The organism is Pseudosulfitobacter sp. SM2401 (genome assembly GCF_042932805.1).
Lineage (GTDB): Bacteria > Pseudomonadota > Alphaproteobacteria > Rhodobacterales > Rhodobacteraceae > Ascidiaceihabitans.
Map to the genome: position 1 here is coordinate 2,801,126 of NZ_CP170633.1, position 16,758 is coordinate 2,817,883.

The 16,758-nt window shown below is 57.0% G+C and carries 12 protein-coding genes; 7 read left to right on the plus strand and 5 right to left on the minus strand.

What is annotated here, in order from left to right; translation table 11 throughout:
* Positions 1-6: 6 nt before the first annotated feature.
* Genes hisG through hisS form a run of 3 tightly spaced genes read right to left on the minus strand, consistent with a single transcriptional unit; the run spans position 7 to position 3,249 of the window.
* The gene (gene hisG, locus ACFIO0_RS13940; protein ID WP_390911002.1) at positions 7-696 is read right to left on the minus strand and encodes an ATP phosphoribosyltransferase; all 690 of its coding nucleotides are present in this window, start codon (positions 694-696) and stop codon (positions 7-9) included.
* Positions 693-1,763, minus strand: coding sequence for an ATP phosphoribosyltransferase regulatory subunit (locus tag ACFIO0_RS13945; RefSeq protein ID WP_390911003.1), 1,071 nt, complete (start codon positions 1,761-1,763; stop codon positions 693-695). The genes hisG and ACFIO0_RS13945 overlap by 4 nt, the downstream gene beginning before the upstream one ends.
* Entirely contained in the window at positions 1,756-3,249 is a 1,494-nt protein-coding gene (gene hisS / locus ACFIO0_RS13950) for a histidine--tRNA ligase (RefSeq protein WP_390911004.1), read from the minus strand. The genes ACFIO0_RS13945 and hisS overlap by 8 nt, the downstream gene beginning before the upstream one ends.
* 128 nt (positions 3,250-3,377) lie before the next feature.
* Between hisS and ACFIO0_RS13955 the strand changes: the two genes are divergently transcribed.
* Positions 3,378-3,572, plus strand: coding sequence for a SlyX family protein (locus ACFIO0_RS13955; protein WP_390911005.1), 195 nt, complete (start codon positions 3,378-3,380; stop codon positions 3,570-3,572).
* A 13-nt stretch (positions 3,573-3,585) separates the two neighbouring features.
* Here the strand turns inward: ACFIO0_RS13955 and ACFIO0_RS13960 are convergent, their stop codons facing one another.
* Together ACFIO0_RS13960 and dnaE are read right to left on the minus strand one after the other, a co-directional pair.
* Positions 3,586-4,794 (minus strand): hypothetical protein, encoded by a 1,209-nt coding sequence (locus ACFIO0_RS13960; protein ID WP_390911006.1) that lies wholly within the window; start codon positions 4,792-4,794, stop codon positions 3,586-3,588.
* A 105-nt stretch (positions 4,795-4,899) separates the two neighbouring features.
* The gene (gene dnaE / locus ACFIO0_RS13965) at positions 4,900-8,400 is read right to left on the minus strand and encodes a DNA polymerase III subunit alpha (protein ID WP_390911007.1); all 3,501 of its coding nucleotides are present in this window, start codon (positions 8,398-8,400) and stop codon (positions 4,900-4,902) included.
* Positions 8,401-8,578: 178 nt separating this feature from the next.
* Here dnaE and xdhA point away from each other — a divergent pair, with 178 nt between their 5' ends.
* The 6 genes from xdhA to ACFIO0_RS13995 are packed head-to-tail and all read left to right on the plus strand — an operon-like array spanning position 8,579 to position 16,754.
* The gene (gene xdhA, locus ACFIO0_RS13970; protein ID WP_390911008.1) at positions 8,579-9,946 is read left to right on the plus strand and encodes a xanthine dehydrogenase small subunit; all 1,368 of its coding nucleotides are present in this window, start codon (positions 8,579-8,581) and stop codon (positions 9,944-9,946) included.
* Positions 9,943-12,240, plus strand: a complete 2,298-nt coding sequence (gene xdhB / locus ACFIO0_RS13975; protein ID WP_390911009.1) for a xanthine dehydrogenase molybdopterin binding subunit — start codon at positions 9,943-9,945, stop codon at positions 12,238-12,240. The genes xdhA and xdhB overlap by 4 nt, the downstream gene beginning before the upstream one ends.
* Positions 12,233-13,168, plus strand: a complete 936-nt coding sequence (xdhC, locus tag ACFIO0_RS13980) for a xanthine dehydrogenase accessory protein XdhC (protein ID WP_390911010.1) — start codon at positions 12,233-12,235, stop codon at positions 13,166-13,168. Before xdhB ends, xdhC begins: the two co-directional genes overlap by 8 nt.
* Entirely contained in the window at positions 13,165-14,682 is a 1,518-nt protein-coding gene (locus tag ACFIO0_RS13985; protein ID WP_390911011.1) for an ATP-binding cassette domain-containing protein, read from the plus strand. Before xdhC ends, ACFIO0_RS13985 begins: the two co-directional genes overlap by 4 nt.
* Positions 14,683-14,739: 57 nt before the next feature.
* Positions 14,740-15,834, plus strand: coding sequence for an ABC transporter permease (locus ACFIO0_RS13990; RefSeq protein WP_390911012.1), 1,095 nt, complete (start codon positions 14,740-14,742; stop codon positions 15,832-15,834).
* A complete protein-coding gene (locus tag ACFIO0_RS13995; protein WP_390911013.1) occupies positions 15,834-16,754 on the plus strand; it encodes an ABC transporter permease in 921 nt (306 codons plus the stop codon). Before ACFIO0_RS13990 ends, ACFIO0_RS13995 begins: the two co-directional genes overlap by 1 nt.
* Positions 16,755-16,758: the final 4 nt, after the last annotated feature.

The window sequence follows — 16,758 nt, forward strand, 5'->3', positions numbered from 1 at the left end:
ATTTGCTCAGCCGAGGCGCTGCAACAGTTCGTCCATCACAGCCTGATCTGCGCCTTCGACGCGCGCGGTATGCGATGACCACAGTGTCGCCTGTGACGCCAACATCAACCCATCCGCCAAAATCTTGAGGTGGTTTGCCTCTAGCGTCGCGCCAGAGCTCGTGATGTCCGCAATCGCCTCGGCAGTCTCATTTGCCACGGTGCCTTCGGTCGCGCCTTGGCTGTCGACCAGTGCATAATCGGCCACGCCCGCGTCCTGTAAAAATTCACGGACCAAGCGGTGATATTTAGTGGCAATGCGCAAACGCATGCCGTGATGTGCGCGAAATGCTGCCGCAGCCGCGTCCAGATCATCCAGCGTATCCACGTCGACCCACGCAGCAGGCACCGCCATGATCAGATCTGCATGGCCAAATCCCAGCTCGGCCACAGGCGTTACTTGGGCTTTCCACAAAGGCAGTTTTTCGTGAACCAAATCAGTTCCGGTCACGCCCAGATGAATGCGTCCGGCGGCCAACTCGCGCGGAATTTCACCGGCAGACAGCAGCACCAGGGAAACGCCTTCGATCCCGTCAACCTGACCCGCATATTCCCGCTCTGACCCTGCCCGAGACAGTGTTATGCCCCGCGCCGCAAACCACGCGAATGTGTCGTCCATCAGCCGGCCTTTGGACGGCACACCTAGCTTGATCGTCATTGCGCGCCCTCCAATTCTACGATGATACCGGGGCGCAAAACTGCCCCAACAGCCGGAATTTCCGCGCCATCGCCCAAGCGACGCGTCAATGCATCGTATCTGCCACCGCTAGAAACTGCCGGTAAATCAGGGTGTTGGACTGCGTAAAATCCAAAGACAAAGCCGTCGTAATATTCCATCGATGTGCGCCCATAGCCTGCCTCAAAGCCGAGGGTATCAACCTCGACCCCACGTGCAGCCATTGCAGAACTGCGTGCCTCAAGGCGGTCCACCGCAGAGCCGATCGCGGGCAAATCACGCGCCAGTGCACGCAATTTTTTCAAGGCATTTGGCACAGCGTCGTTGACCGCCAACAGCGCCTCGATCGCGTCGATTTCGCGGGCGCTGATGGGTGCCACGGCCGCGTCGTCGCGCAACGCTGTGACGCGCGCGTTGATTTCGGACAGGCTGCGTTTGCCGATCATCGGGGCCGTGATCGCAACGGATTTTGCCAACAGTGCCGCCCGTGTTTCAGGCACCGGCGCGCGTCCGGAAAAGCGATCCAGCAAGGCGCGGAACCGACGCGGGCGCCAGACGTGGCGCAGCAAAGCAGCCTTGCGCGCATCGCTGGTTTCTAGCCCTGCGACGGCGGCCATCAAAATGCCGATGTCACCGGTGGCGGCACGCACGTTGAGATGTGCAAGCGATCCAGACACAAGCGCAAACACCTCTGCGTCCGCGGCAGCAGGGTCAGTGCGGTCAAACACTTCGTAGCCGACTTGCATGTATTCGCTGGCGCGGTCCGGGTCATGTTCCTGGCGGCGAAAAACTTCGCCCGCATAGGTGTAACGCGCAGGATCAGCCCCGTGCGCCATGTGCATTTGCACCACTGGCACCGTGAAATCAGGGCGCAACATTTGTTCGCCCCGCAGCGCGTCACTGGTGATGTAGGCGCGGCCACGAATGTCCTCGCCGTAGAGATCCAACAGTGTTTCCGCGGGCTGCAAAATCGGCGGTTCAACAATCTGCGCACCTGCCGTCACAAAGCTGTCGCGCAGGGCAATCGCGCGCAATCGAGCATCAGCCATTTGCTAAAATCTCTTTGACCTTGGCGACCAATTGATCGCGTGGCACTTCGAACTGGCTGGGCAGTTCTTTCCATTCCTCAAGGGTCGCAGTTTCGGCAATTTTGGCCCCGAGGATCAAGTCTTTGATCTGGACAACACCACGGTCCTTTTCCTCGCCACCTTCGATGATGGCGATGGGGGATGCGCGTTTGTCGGCGTATTTCAACTGGTTGCCAAAATTCTTGGGATTGCCAAGGTAAACTTCGGCGCGAATGCCGGCTTGGCGCAATTCTGCGACCATCGCTTGGTAGTCCGCCATGCGGTCGCGGTCCATAACGGTGACGACGACGGGGCCGGGGTTTGTGGCTTCCATCCGGCCTTTGGCCTGAAGCGCTGCGAGCAAGCGATCGACGCCGATTGAGACACCTGTTGCTGGTACTTCTTGACCTGTGAACCGCTTGACCAGATCGTCGTAACGCCCCCCCCCTGCGACAGAACCAAAGTTGCGCTTGCGCCCCTTTTCGTCGAGGATTTCGAAGGTCAATTCGGCCTCGTACACCGGACCAGTGTAGTAGCCGAGGCCGCGCACGACAGAAGGGTCGATTTCGATCCGGTCAGCACCGTACCCGCCCGCGTCCAGCAGGCTGGCGATGGTTTCAAGCTCTTGGACACCGGTTTTACCTGTCGCGGATCCTTCGACCAATTCATACAAACGCGCGACAGTTTCACCACCAGTGTCGCGCTTGGCTTGCATAAAGCCCATAACGATGTCGGCCTGCGCATCATCCAAACCCGCGCCGTCCGTGTAATCACCACTGTCGTCCTTGCGCCCCTTGCCCAGCAAGGCGCGCACGCCGTCCAGCCCAAGGCGGTCCAGCTTGTCGATGGCGCGCAAAACGATGCCGCGCTCGGCCGCTTTGTCATCACCGGACAGGCCAGCAACTTCCATCACGCCATTCAGAACTTTGCGGTTGTTCACACGCACAACGTAGTCACCGCGCGGGATGCCGACCTCTTCCAAAGTATCAGACAGCATCGCGCAAATTTCGGCATCTGCGGCCATCGAGGCCGTGCCGACGGTGTCCGCATCGCATTGATAAAATTGACGAAAACGACCTGGCCCAGGCTTTTCGTTGCGCCAAACCGGGCCCATCGTGTAGCGGCGATAGGGATTTGGCAGATCGTTGCGGTGCTCGGCGTAGACGCGCGCCAACGGGGCCGTCATGTCATAGCGCAGGGCCAGCCAATCGCCGGGTTTGTCACCCTCGGAATCCTCTTGCCACGCAAATACGCCTTCGTTCGGGCGATCCACGTCGGGCAGGAATTTACCCAGCGCCTCGACTGTTTCCACAGCACTGCTTTCGAGCGCGTCAAACCCGTAGCGATGATAAACCGCGCCGATTGCATTCAGCATCTCGGCGCGCTGCGTCACCTCGGTGCCGAAATAGTCGCGAAAGCCTTTGGGCGCTTGGGCCTTTGGGCGCGGGGTTTTCTTGGGCTTTGCCATGACAGGGTCCTTGATCGTATCCTTGGCCCACGCTCTAACGGATGCACCCCACAGGGGCAACTTAGAACAGCATTGCGCATCGTTAGAAGGCATTGCGTGTGCCTGCAAAAATGGCCTAGGAGGCGATCATGGAAAAACTAGAAGAAGACATCGCCCACCTGACCCGCACAGTCGAAGACCTGTCCGACATCGTTGCGCGCCAAGCAGAAGAAATCGATAACCTGACACGCCGCGTGCACATGTTGATGCAGCGCGAAGGTGAACGCGAGGCCTCAGGCGCTGGCGGCGCTGTTATTGGCGACGAACGTCCACCGCACTATTAGGTGACGATCAGGGTTAGGGTTTTTTGATCGCTGCTGCCAAAACGGCCCCATCGTGGATCAAGATATCTGCCCAACGCGCGTTGTTGCCAAAGCGTTCGTAGGTGCTGATGAAAACCGTATTTTTTTCCAACTCGCCAATCTTTGCGCCACAAGGCTTGCGTTTGCTGACGCGGCACACTGATGATTTCACCTTTTCATAGGCTTTGTCGATTGTTGAATACGGGTATTCATCGCTGGGCAGGCCATAGCGTAATTGTTCGTGCAACGTTGGCGCGCCCAACAAAGCAAGGGCTGCGGTGAACTGACGGGGGCAGCCATCGCCAAATCCGGTGACGTAAAATGTGCGCGGTGCTTCGCTGTTTGGGGCGCTGTCATACAACGCATAGCCACGTCCGCGCGCTGGTGCTTTGTCGATTTTGCGGCCCAACGGGCGGCCACGGGCAGAGCACACCCGGGCGACCTCGCCGTATGGCAAGACTTCTCCGTATTCCACATCGCGGGCGTCAGGCCCGTTGCGCGGCGCACTTGCTGTTGTGCCGCCAAAAAGGCCGCGACGTTTTTTAGGTTCGACACTTAATTCAGGCACCGGTTGGGCCAAAGCATCGGTTTGCGGCGCGGCGGGTTCCGGCGACAAAGATGCCGTTTTCACGTGCGCCTCGTCCACAGTTTCAGGCTTGAAAATCCCAAGTAGACCTCTGCGTTTTTCGGCCTCTACGACGATGGCAGGCGCGGCGTCGGGGGCTGGTTCACTGACTTGCGGAATTTCTACCGCGGCGTCGACTGGGGCAAGCGCTTCGACAGGAGCAGGTATTTCCGGTGCCACTGGAACGGCTGCTTGAGCCGTGTCTTGCGCCTTGGCTCGATCGGCCGAACGGCGCAACCATCCTCGCACGCCGGTTGGCGCGGGTTCGAGCGTTTCCAAAGCCTGCGCTTCGGTCAGCGCAGCGGTTATCGGATCAACAGGCGCATCCAACGTCACGCTTGTCGTCGCTTCGGACACAACCACATCTTGCGTAATTTCAGATACAGGTGCTGCGACAGGTTCAACTGTCTTGGGCGCGATCAACCGCGAAAGGAACCCGCCCTCTGATTGCGTTTCTAACGCATCTGGCAAGGCCTGCGCGATCGGCTCTTCTGGTGCCAGCTCGACGTCACCAATCTTTTCGATGTTCGCCAACGGGTCGCCGCACGCACTGAGGCTTGCAAGCAAAATGAGAGCCACAAAATATCGCACGCAGGACTGCCTCGCTGTGAAAGGTTAAGCGATCCTTAACGTAGGCAGGCGACACCTGTCCACTAATGGCTTGGTTAACGTGACGGGGAAAATTCAGAGATCTTCGACTTCCAAAACACCCATCAACGACTTGATCGCGCCCTTGATCTGCGGATTCACTGGAAAATCCTGACCCAAATCGATCTCGACTTCGCCCGGTAACCCCGCGTCCATCAAGCACAATTGCACTGGTCCACGCCCGGCCGCTTTGGCAGCCGTCGCAGCCCCCTCAAGCACCGAAGCAACAGCCGCAATCGCGCCAGCATCCTCGACAAAAATCTTAAGACCCATGCCGCCAACGTCCGCGACAACAGTGTCGATTGGCACAATCGAGCGGCCCAATAATTTCAACTGATCGCTTTCCAAGGTCGCCTCGACCGTTACGATGACCTTGTTGCCGGTGACCAAATGATCCTGCGATTTTTCCAACGTGTCCGAGAAAATCGTGATCTCGTAGGCCCCGGTTGTGTCGCTCAGTTGGGCAAATGCAAAACGGTTGCCGCGCGCAGATTTGCGGATTTGAACGCCCGCAACGACGCCCGCCAACTTGGCGATATGCGCGCCGCCTTCGGCACGGGCGCGGACCTGATCCAGCGTTTTGACATCCTTGCGTTTCAGCGCGCCCATGTAGTCATCGAGCGGATGACCGGACAGGTAAAATCCGACGGCTTTGAATTCTTCGCTGAGGCGTTCGGCGGGTTCCCAATCGTCCATCGGCAAGATACGTGGCTCGGGCAAATCGTCGCCTGCTTCACCAAACAAAGACACTTGGTTGGACGCTTTTTGTTCGTGGATTGCGGCGGAATATCCGACCAGACCGTCCAATGCGTCAAACACGCGACGGCGGTTGCGATCAAGGTCGTCAAACGCGCCAGAACGGGCCAGCATTTCCAACGGGCGCTTGCCGACGCGCTTGAGATCAACGCGGCGGGCAAGGTCGAACAGGGTTGCGAACGGCTTGCCGTCACGCCCGTCAACGATCAGTTTCATCGCCTCGACGCCGACGTTTTTCAGAGCGCCGAGGGCGTAGACCAAAGCACCATCGACAACTTTGAACGTCGCGTCCGAACGGTTTACACAGGGCGGCACCCACGGCAGGCCCAGCTGCTTGCGGACCTCCTCAAAGTACACCGCCAACTTGTCTGTCAGGTGGATGTCGCAGTTCATCACGCCGGCCATAAATTCGACCGGGTGGTTCGCCTTTAGCCATGCGGTTTGATAGCTGACAACGGCGTAGGCGGCGGCGTGTGATTTGTTGAAACCGTAGTTGGCAAATTTCTCGAGAAGGTCAAAAACCTCTTTGGCTTTGCTCTTGTCGACACCATTTTCCATCGCGCCTTTTTCGAATTTCGGGCGCTCTTTGGCCATCTCTTCGGCGATCTTTTTACCCATCGCACGGCGCAACAGGTCAGCCCCGCCAAGCGAGTATCCCCCCATGACCTGAGCGATTTGCATAACCTGTTCTTGGTAAACAATAATCCCTTGGGTTTCGGCTAAAATGTGGTCGATGGACGGATGGATCGATTCCAGTTCTTTTTGCCCGTTTTTGACCTCGCAGTAGGTCGGAATATTCTCCATCGGGCCGGGACGATACAGCGCCACAAGGGCCACAATATCTTCGATGCAGTTCGGTTTCATCCGTTTTAGCGCGTCCATCATACCGCTGGATTCCACTTGGAAAACGGCGACGGTTTTGGCGCTGGCGTACAGCTTGTAAGACGCCTCGTCGTCCAGCGGGATGGTCGCGATGTCGTCAATCAAACCTTCGGGTGGTGTGAACAGTTCGACGTCGTCCGCGCGGATGTGCAAATGCCGTCCTGACGCCTTGATCTGCTCAACTGCGTTTTGGATCACAGTCAGGGTTTTCAGGCCTAAAAAGTCGAATTTTACAAGGCCTGCTTGTTCAACCCATTTCATGTTGAACTGGGTGGCCGGCATGTCGGACCGCGGATCTTGGTACAGCGGTACCAATTCGTCCAGCGGGCGATCACCGATCACGACACCCGCCGCGTGGGTCGATGCGTTTCTCAGCAAGCCTTCGACCTGTTGGCCGTACTCCAGTAGTCGGGCGACGACCTCTTCGTTCTTGGCTTCTTCGCGCAGGCGCGGTTCATCCGCCAGCGCCTTTTCGATAGAAACCGGTTTGACGCCCTCAACAGGGATCAGTTTGGACAGACGGTCCACCTGCCCGTACGGCATTTGCAAAACACGCCCGATGTCGCGCACCGCCGCCTTGGACAAAAGCCCGCCGAACGTGATGATTTGACCGACTTTGTCGCGCCCGTATTTGTCCTGGACGTAGCGAATAACTTCTTCGCGGCGGTCCATGCAAAAATCGATGTCAAAATCGGGCATCGACACACGTTCCGGGTTCAGGAACCGTTCAAACAGCAACTGATACCGCAGCGGATCAAGGTCGGTGATCAGCAGCGCATAAGCCACCAGCGATCCCGCACCGGAACCACGACCCGGACCCACTGGAATGTTCTCGTCCTTGGCCCATTTGATGAAATCCGCAACGATCAGGAAGTAGCCGGGAAAGCCCATGCCTTCGATGATCTTCAGCTCAAAATCCAGACGCGCTTCGTATTCGGACACCTCGACCGCGTGCGGGATGATGGACAAACGATAGCGCAGGCCTTCTTCGGCTTGGCGGCGTAATTCGGCGACTTCGTCATCCGCAAACTTGGGCAGGATCGGGTCGCGACGATAGGCCTGAAACGCGCAACGCTTGGCGATTTCAACTGTATTTTCAATCGCTTCTGGCAGATCCGCGAACAGCGTAACCATTTCGGCCTGGGATTTAAAGTAGTGCTGCGGGGTTAGGCGACGACGCCCATCCTGCTGGTCAACATAGGCCCCGTCAGCAATGCAAATCAGCGCGTCGTGGGCCTCGTACATTTTGGATTCGGGAAAATAGACATCGTTTGTCGCGACCAACGGCAGGTCCATCGCATAGGCCATTTCGACAAACGGACGTTCAGTTGAACGCTCTGCGTCGGGCAGACCGCCATCACCGGGGTGACGCTGCAATTCAACGTACAGGCGGTCGCCGTAGATACCAGCCAACCGGTCCATCAACGCTTGGGCGGCGGGGGTTTGACCCGCTTGCAACAACTGCCCAACGGGGCCGTTCGGGCCACCGGTCAGGCAAATTAAACCCGCGCCATATTTCGCCAATTCATCAACCGTGACCTGCGGCAACTGGTCATTGTTGCCCACGTAAAGGCACGAATTCAGCTTCATCAGGTTTTCGTAGCCGGTTTCGTTCTGTGCGAGCAAAACCACAGCAGCTGGCAGGCGCGGCTTTTCACCGGGGCGCGTTTCCATGAACGTCACATCGACCTGACAACCGATGATGGGCTGAATGCCCGCGCCAGACATCGCGATGGAATACTCCAACGCCGCAAACATGTTGTTGGTGTCGGTCAACGCCATCGCAGGCATGCGCGCATCGGCACACAAGGCTGGCAGTTTTTTTAACCGCAGCGCCCCCTCTAAAAGAGAGTATTCGGAGTGGGTGCGCAGGTGAATGAATCGGGGATCAGCAGACATGAGCAAACTTTAGGCCAAACGCACAGCGCCCGCCACACACCATTGCATCCAAAACCAAGAGACTTGCCAAAAAGCTTTTCGCCCTGCAAAGTCGGCCCACATTTGGCCCGCGCCCGTCTACGCCACATCGACGCCGCGCACGACTTCGGGCTTTGGTATCGTGGCGGGTTGCTCTCACATGAACGTCTCTTTTCGGCTTAACGGAAAGGCCGTGGACCTGGTGGACGTTAGCGCCACAACCACTCTCCTTGATTGGCTGCGGATCGATGCTGGATTGACCGGCACCAAAGAAGGCTGCAACGAGGGCGATTGCGGTGCCTGTTCCGTGATGATCACGGATGACAGCGGGGCCAAAGCGCTGAATGCTTGTATTTTGTTTTTGGGCCAGCTGAACGGCAAGGCGATCCGCACAGTCGAAGGCATCGCCGCACCCGACGGCACGCCACATCCTGTGCAAAGCGAGATGATCAAGCATCATGGGTCGCAATGCGGGTTTTGCACGCCCGGTTTTATTGTTTCGATGGCAACGGCACATCTGAACGGTGCGACAGATCACGACACGCAGCTGGCTGGAAATCTGTGCCGCTGCACCGGATACGCCCCGATTGTGCGCGCCGCCAAAGCCGCCGAAACGGCCGCCATTCCCGATCACATGCGCGACGTGCCGCATTTGAGCGCGGGGAAATCCGGGGCTGTGGACCATCCGACAAGCCTGAATGATTTTGCCAATTGGTACGCAGACAACCCCGACACAACGCTGATTGCGGGCGCAACTGACGTTGGTCTTTGGGTCACCAAACAGTTCCGCGATCTGGGGAAAACCGCGTTCCTCAATCCCATCCCAGAGCTGTCGGGCATCTCGATCAACGACACGCACATTCACATCGGGGCGATGACAACGCTGACCGATCTTGAGGTCGCCATCGCGCCGTATCACCCCAGTTTTGCCACGCTGATCCGTCGTTACGGATCGACCCAAGTGCGCAACGCGGCCACCATCGGCGGCAATATCGCCAACGGATCCCCTATCGGGGACGGATCGCCAGCATTGATCGCTCTGGACGCGACGTTGCATCTGCAGCACGGAACCACGAAACGCGACGTCCCGCTGGCGGATTTCTTTGTCGAATACGGCAAGCAGGATCGGAAATCCGGAGAATTACTAACAGGCGTCAGCATCCCGAAAGCTGCCGATCATTTGCACTGCTACAAACTGTCCAAACGCTTTGATCAGGACATTTCCGCCGTCTGTGGATGTCTTTGGATCGAGGTCGAACACGATAGGGTTAAAGCGGCGCGCCTGGCATTCGGCGGCATGGCTGGCACGCCGAAACGGGCCACATCTACTGAAGCCGCGCTCGTTGGGCACGACTGGAGCGAAGCTACCATACGTCAAGGTATGGTAGCATTGAGGCAAGATTTCACACCCTTGTCCGACATGCGCGCAAGTGCGGACTACCGAATGCAAACAGCCCAGAACATGTTGCTGCGCGTCTGGCACGAAAAGCAGGGGCATTTGACCTCTGTGCATGCGGTGACATCATGAGCGTCGCCAAGCCCCTACCCCACGATGCCGCAGCTTTGCACGTGTCAGGACAAGCCCGCTATGTTGATGATATTCCAACACCTTCGGGCACATTGCATTTGGCGTTTGGCACAAGCCCCATCGCCTGCGGGACCCTTAACGAAATTGATTTGGATGCCGTGCGCTCGACCCCGGGCGTTGTCGATGTTCTGGTCGCAGCCGACCTGCCGCACGAAAACGATGTGTCGCCTTCGGCGCATGATGAACCCTTGCTGGCAACGGATACGGTAGCGTATGTTGGACAACCTATTTGCCTAATTATCGCCACGTCACACGGGGCAGCGCGGGCCGCAGCGCGCCTTGCAAAATACGATATTTCCGAAGGCGCACCCATTTTCACAATCGAAGATGCACTGGCTGCAAATGCGCGTTTCGAGGACGCCCCGCGCGTTTACGGGCGCGGCGATGTGCTGGCGGCCCTCAAATCCAGTCCGCAAACTGTAAGCGGGACCATCCATCTGGGTGGACAAGAACACTTTTATCTCGAAGGCCAAGCTGCCCTCGCGCTGCCGGGTGAAGATGGCGACATGTTGGTGCACTCCTCGACCCAGCATCCGACAGAAATTCAGCACAAGGTCGCCCACGCCATTGGCAAACCGATGAACGCTGTGCGCGTCGAAATCCGCAGAATGGGTGGCGGTTTTGGCGGCAAAGAAAGCCAAGGCAACGCGCTGGCCGTTGCCTGTGCTATTTCCGCGATGCGCACCGGGCATCCCTGCAAGATGCGATACGACCGCGACGACGACATGATCATCACTGGCAAGCGCCATGATTTTCGGATCGACTACACCTGCGGTTTTGACGCAGGCGGCACGATAACGGCGTTAAACGTTGTGCATTACACGCGCTGCGGATGGGCGCAGGATTTGTCGTTACCCGTCGCGGATCGTGCGATGTTGCACGCGGACAATGCCTATTTCCTGCCGAATGTGCGGATCGAAAGCCATCGTTTGAAAACCAACACTCAGAGCGCGACTGCATTTCGTGGATTTGGCGGCCCGCAAGGCATGATGGGGATGGAGCGGATTGTCGATCACGTTGCCCATGCCTTGGGTGTTGATCCGCTAGCTGTGCGACGACAGAATTATTATGCCTCCGGCGGGAGTATTTCTGATCAGAACAAGCAGGACACGCCGTACGGTCAAATCGTTGAAGACGCCTTAATTGAAGAGTTGAGCGCTGAAGTCTGCGCCTCCTGTGACTATGATGTTCGTCGGGCCGAGATTTCAGCGTGGAATGTCGCAAATCCGCTGATCAAACGTGGGATTGCCCTGACACCAGTCAAATTCGGCATCTCGTTTACCTTGACCCATCTGAACCAAGCCGGTGCTTTGGTCCATGTTTATCAAGATGGGTCTATCCATCTGAACCATGGTGGAACGGAAATGGGGCAAGGTTTGTTTCAAAAGGTTGCCCAAGTTGCGGCGGCAAGGTTTGGCGTGCCGGTGGACATGATCAAAATCACCGCGACGGATACTGCCAAAGTGCCAAACACATCCGCCACTGCGGCGTCCTCGGGCAGTGACCTGAACGGGATGGCCGTCAAAGCGGCATGCGATACAATACGAGAGCGTATGGCAGAGCACTTTGCAGCCTTGCATGAATGCAGCATTTCAGACGTTACGTTTGCCCATGGCCAGGTGCGTATCAATGACCACATCTACAGTTTTGCCGAGGCTGCAATGGCCGCGTACCAAGCCCGCGTGAGCCTTTCTGCGACAGGCTTTTACAAAACGCCTGACATCGAATGGGACAGAATTGCAGGCAAAGGCCGGCCGTTCTTTTACTTTGCTTACGGCGTTGCCGTCACTGAGGTCGCGGTGGATACTTTGACAGGTGAAAATCGCATTTTGCGCGCTGATATTTTGCATGATGCGGGGTTGTCGTTGAACCCCGCGTTGGATGTTGGTCAGATCGAAGGCGGATACGTTCAGGGTGCCGGGTGGCTCACCACCGAAGAGCTGGTTTGGGACGACAAAGGGCGGCTACACACGCACGCACCGTCCACCTATAAAATTCCAGCCTGCAGTGATCGCCCTGACGTTTTCAATGTTGCGTTATGGGAAGGTGAAAACCGCGCCGACACAATCTACAAATCCAAAGCCGTCGGAGAACCGCCATTCATGCTGGGCATGTCGGCGTTTTTCGCACTTAGCGATGCAGTTTCAGCCTGCGGTCCTGCGTACGCAGATCTGCAAGCCCCTGCTACAGCGGAAGAAATTCTAAGTGCGATTGGTCGGGCCCGCGATGTTTGATCGGGATGCATTGATCGCTGCGTGTCAGGCACATGGCACCGTGTCGCGTGTGGTTGTTGCTGGCGTAAAAGGGTCAGCCCCGCGTGAAATTGGTGCGGCGATGCTGGTCTGGCAAGACGGGCAATCGGGCACAATCGGGGGCGGCGCATTGGAATTTGAACTGGCCCAGCGTGCGCGTCGCGGAACATCCGGCTTTAGCAATCACGCTTTGGGCCCTGACATGGGACAATGCTGTGGTGGGGCCGTTCAGGTTTTCACGGAGCAGTACGATCTCGTAACGGCGCAGGCGCTTGCCCCGACTGTCATCGCACGTGGCCAAGGTGACATGCCGCTTGCAGTCACAAAATTGCTGAGCGATGCGCGGAACGGAGGCCAACTGCCAACGGCCCAGCGCATTGCAGATTGGTTTGTTGAACCTGTTTTGCGGCCAAAGCACACGCTTTGGATTTGGGGCGCCGGGCATGTTGGACGGGCCTTGGTTTCGGTTCTGTCGCCGCTACCGGATTTTGAAATCACGTGGGTTGATACGGCACCAAACAGATTTCCGGACGACTGCTCCGCCAACGTAAGAATTTTGCCGGTACATGCGCCTGAGACCGCGATTCCTTTAGCGCCGGTGTCTGCCCACCACCTGATTTTGACCTATTCACATGCGATTGATCTGGCTCTTTGCCACGGGGTTTTGAGCCATGGCTTTCAAAGCTGTGGGCTGATCGGATCCGCGACAAAATGGGCCCGTTTTCGCAAGCGATTGGCCGCGCTCGGGCATACAGACGTGCAAATATCGCGTCTCAATTGCCCCATCGGTGATCCGGTTTTAGGAAAACACCCGCAAATGATTGCGATTGGCGTTGCTGATCAGCTAATCAGATACGCACAATCCAATCAGGCGCGTTCCCAAAATTGGACGCTGGAGGCCACGTCATGAGTTCATCTTTATTGTCCCTAAATGGACTGACCAAAGCCTACCCCGGCGTGGTCGCAAATGACGATGTCAGCCTTGAGATCGGGCGCGGCGAAATCCATGCGTTGCTTGGCGAAAACGGTGCTGGGAAATCCACTTTGGTCAAAATGATCTATGGCCTGGTCAAGCCGGATTCTGGCGCGATGACCTTTAACGACACTGCTTTTGCGCCGCCAGACCCGCGCACCGCACGGGCCAGCGGTGTGGGCATGGTGTTTCAACATTTCTCACTGTTTGACGCGCTGAGCGTTGCGGAAAACATCGCGTTGGGAATGGAAAACGCGCCTAAAATGGGGCAACTCGCCGCACGCATCACCGAAGTGTCAGACGCCTACGGATTGCCGTTGGCCCCTGACCGAATCGTTGGCGATTTATCCGCTGGCGAACGTCAACGGGTCGAGATTATTCGCTGCTTGTTGCAAGACCCTAAATTGCTGATCATGGACGAACCAACGTCGGTTTTAACGCCGCAAGAAGTAGCGATCCTGTTCGAAACGCTGAATAAGTTGCGCAGCGAAGGCACTGCAATCTTGTACATTTCGCACAAGCTCGAGGAAATCCGTACGCTGTGTGACAACGCGACGGTTCTTAGGTTGGGCAAGGTTGTTGGCACCTGTGTGCCGGCCGAAACCTCGGCCAAGGAAATGGCCGAAATGATGGTCGGCACCGCGCTTAAAACTCCGCAACGCACGGCTGGATCACCCGGCAATGTGGTGTTGGAGCTAACAGGGTTGTCGGTGCCACCTGCGTCAGCATTTGGAATGCCTTTGCGAGATGTGTCGTTGACGTTATCAGAGGGCGAAATCCTTGGAATCGGCGGTGTCGCGGGCAACGGTCAGGACGAATTGTTGGCGGCATTGTCCGGCGAAACACGCGTGCGCGCAGGCATGGTTCATTATCTGGGTTCGGACATCGCAGGATTGGGTCCGAACGAGCGGCGCACCCTTGGTTTGCTGACCGCCCCCGAGGAACGCTTAGGCCATGCTGCGGCCCCCGACATGTCACTCACGGAAAACGCCATGCTGACCGGTGCCACCCGAGAAGGCCTACAGAATCGCGGCTTTTTGAACTGGGGGAAGGCCAAAAGTTTTGCAGAACGGATAATCGAGGCCTTTGATGTCCGTACGCCCGGTCCTGCAAACGCTGCGCGGTCTTTGTCTGGCGGCAATCTGCAAAAGTTTGTGATTGGCCGCGAAGTCATGCAGCGCCCAAATATTTTGGTGGTCAACCAACCCACCTGGGGCGTCGATGCCTCTGCCGCCGCGGCAATCCGTCAGGCGTTGCTGGATCTTGCTGAAGGCGGGGCTGCATTGATCGTGATCAGTCAGGACCTGGACGAGTTGATGGAAATCTCGGACCGGTTTGCTGCATTAAACGAAGGCCGTTTGACCCGTCCCGAACCTGCGGCGGGCTTAACTGTCGAGGCGATTGGCCTGATGATGGGCGGCGCGCATGGCATGGAAGTCGCCCATGTTTGAGCGGCGGATACCCTGCGGGGCGAGTATTTTTGATCAGAACAAACATGGAATTATGACATGATCAGACTAGAAAAGCGGCTGCAACCCAGCCGCGCCTTTGCCGTGGCCGCCCCATTGCTGGCCGTGTTGGCGACGATGGTCTTTGGTGGACTTTTGTTTGCGATTTTGGGCAAAGACCCGGTGCAGTCAATCATCACCATCTTTTGGGAGCCTCTGTTTGGCGAATTCGCATTTTACTATCGCCCACAGTTGTTGATCAAAGGCGCGCCACTGGTGTTGATCGCCATCGGTTTGGCCTTGGGGTTTAAGGCTGGCATTTGGAATATTGGTGCCGAAGGGCAATACATAATGGGAGCGATTTGCGGGGCCGGCGCAGGTCTCGCGTTTTATCCAACCGAAAGCGTGTTCATCTTTCCGCTGATGATTTTGGCCGGTGCGTTTGGTGGATGGGCATGGGCGATGATCCCGGCAGTTCTTAAAGTGAAATTTGGCACAAACGAGATTTTGGTGTCGTTGATGCTGGTCTATGTGGCCGACAATTTGCTTGCTTCTATGTCATTGGGGTTGTTGAAAAATCCGGAAGGGTTCGGATTTCCGGGCAGTCGGAATTTGCAGCAGTACGCCAGTGCTCACAATAGTGAATTGATTGCAAATTCTGGAATGCACTTGGGTGTTGTTACGGCATTGATTGCGGTCATCTTTGCTTATGTTTTGTTGGCGCGCCACCGGTTGGGGTTTGCTATTCGCGTCACCGGCGAGGCACCACGCGCTGCGCGTTTCGGCGGAATAAACTCATCCCGATTGATCCTGTTTTGCCTTGGCCTGTCCGGTGCATTGGCCGGGTTGGCAGGCATGTTCGAAGTGTCGGGACCGTCTGGCCAAATCTCGATCGAGTTCCCCGCAGGTTACGGATTTACCGCGATCATTGTGGCTTTCCTTGGGCGGCTTCATCCGGTCGGAATCCTGTTGGCGGGGTTGCTCATGGCGCTCACGTATATCGGTGGCGACATCGCACAAAGCCAATTGCAATTGCCCGCAGCCGCCATTCAGGTGTTTCAGGGCATGCTGTTGTTTTTCCTGTTGGCCATTGATTTGCTGACCAATTACCGGCTGCGCCTGACATCCGGTGACGCCGTAAAAGGAGCCGCATAATGGATTTGTCAGCCATCAGCCCCGTCATCCTGATCGCGGGTTTAATCAGCTCTGCGACCCCCATCTTGTTGGCTGCCACAGGCGAATTGGTGGTCGAGCGTGCTGGCGTTCTGAACCTTGGCGTTGAGGGGATGATGATCACCGGCGCCGTATGCGGGTTCATCATTGCCGTGAACACAGGCTCGCCCACAACCGGCTTTTTGATGGCCGCAGTCGGCGGTGCCGTCTTGTCATTGTTGTTCGCGTTTTTGACCCAAGTTGCATTGGCAAATCAGGTCGCATCCGGGCTGGCGCTGACCTTGTTTGGTTTGGGTATTTCCGCGCTAATGGGGCAAAGCTATGTGGGGATCAAACCACCGCAAATGCCTGATGTGAACTTTGGTCCGTTAACCGACATCCCTGTCATCGGACCGATCCTATTCAACCAAGACCCGATTGTGTATCTTGGGCTGGTTTTGGTTGCGGTTGTTTGGGGTGTGCTAAACTACACCCGTGCCGGATTGGTGCTGCGCGCTGTTGGTGAAAACCACGACGCCGCACATGCGCTGGGGTACAAAGTCAAACGCATCCGGACCCTCGCGATCATGTTCGGAGGCGCTTGCGCAGGCTTGGGCGGGGCGTATTTGTCGTTGATCCGTGTGCCACAATGGACCGAAGGCATGACGGCCGGTGTTGGCTGGATCGCTCTCGCTCTGGTCGTATTTGCCAGTTGGAAACCATGGCGCGTGTTGCTGGGTGCCTATTTATTCGGCGGAATCGACCGATTGCAGTTGAATTTGCAGGGCGCAGGCGTTGCGATTCCAGTAGAGTATCTGGCAATGTCACCCTATATCGTCACCATCATCGTGCTGGTGATCTTGTCTGCTGATAAATCTCGTGCACCGGGCTCACTCGGGCGCATATTCCACGCCTCGCAATAGAGGC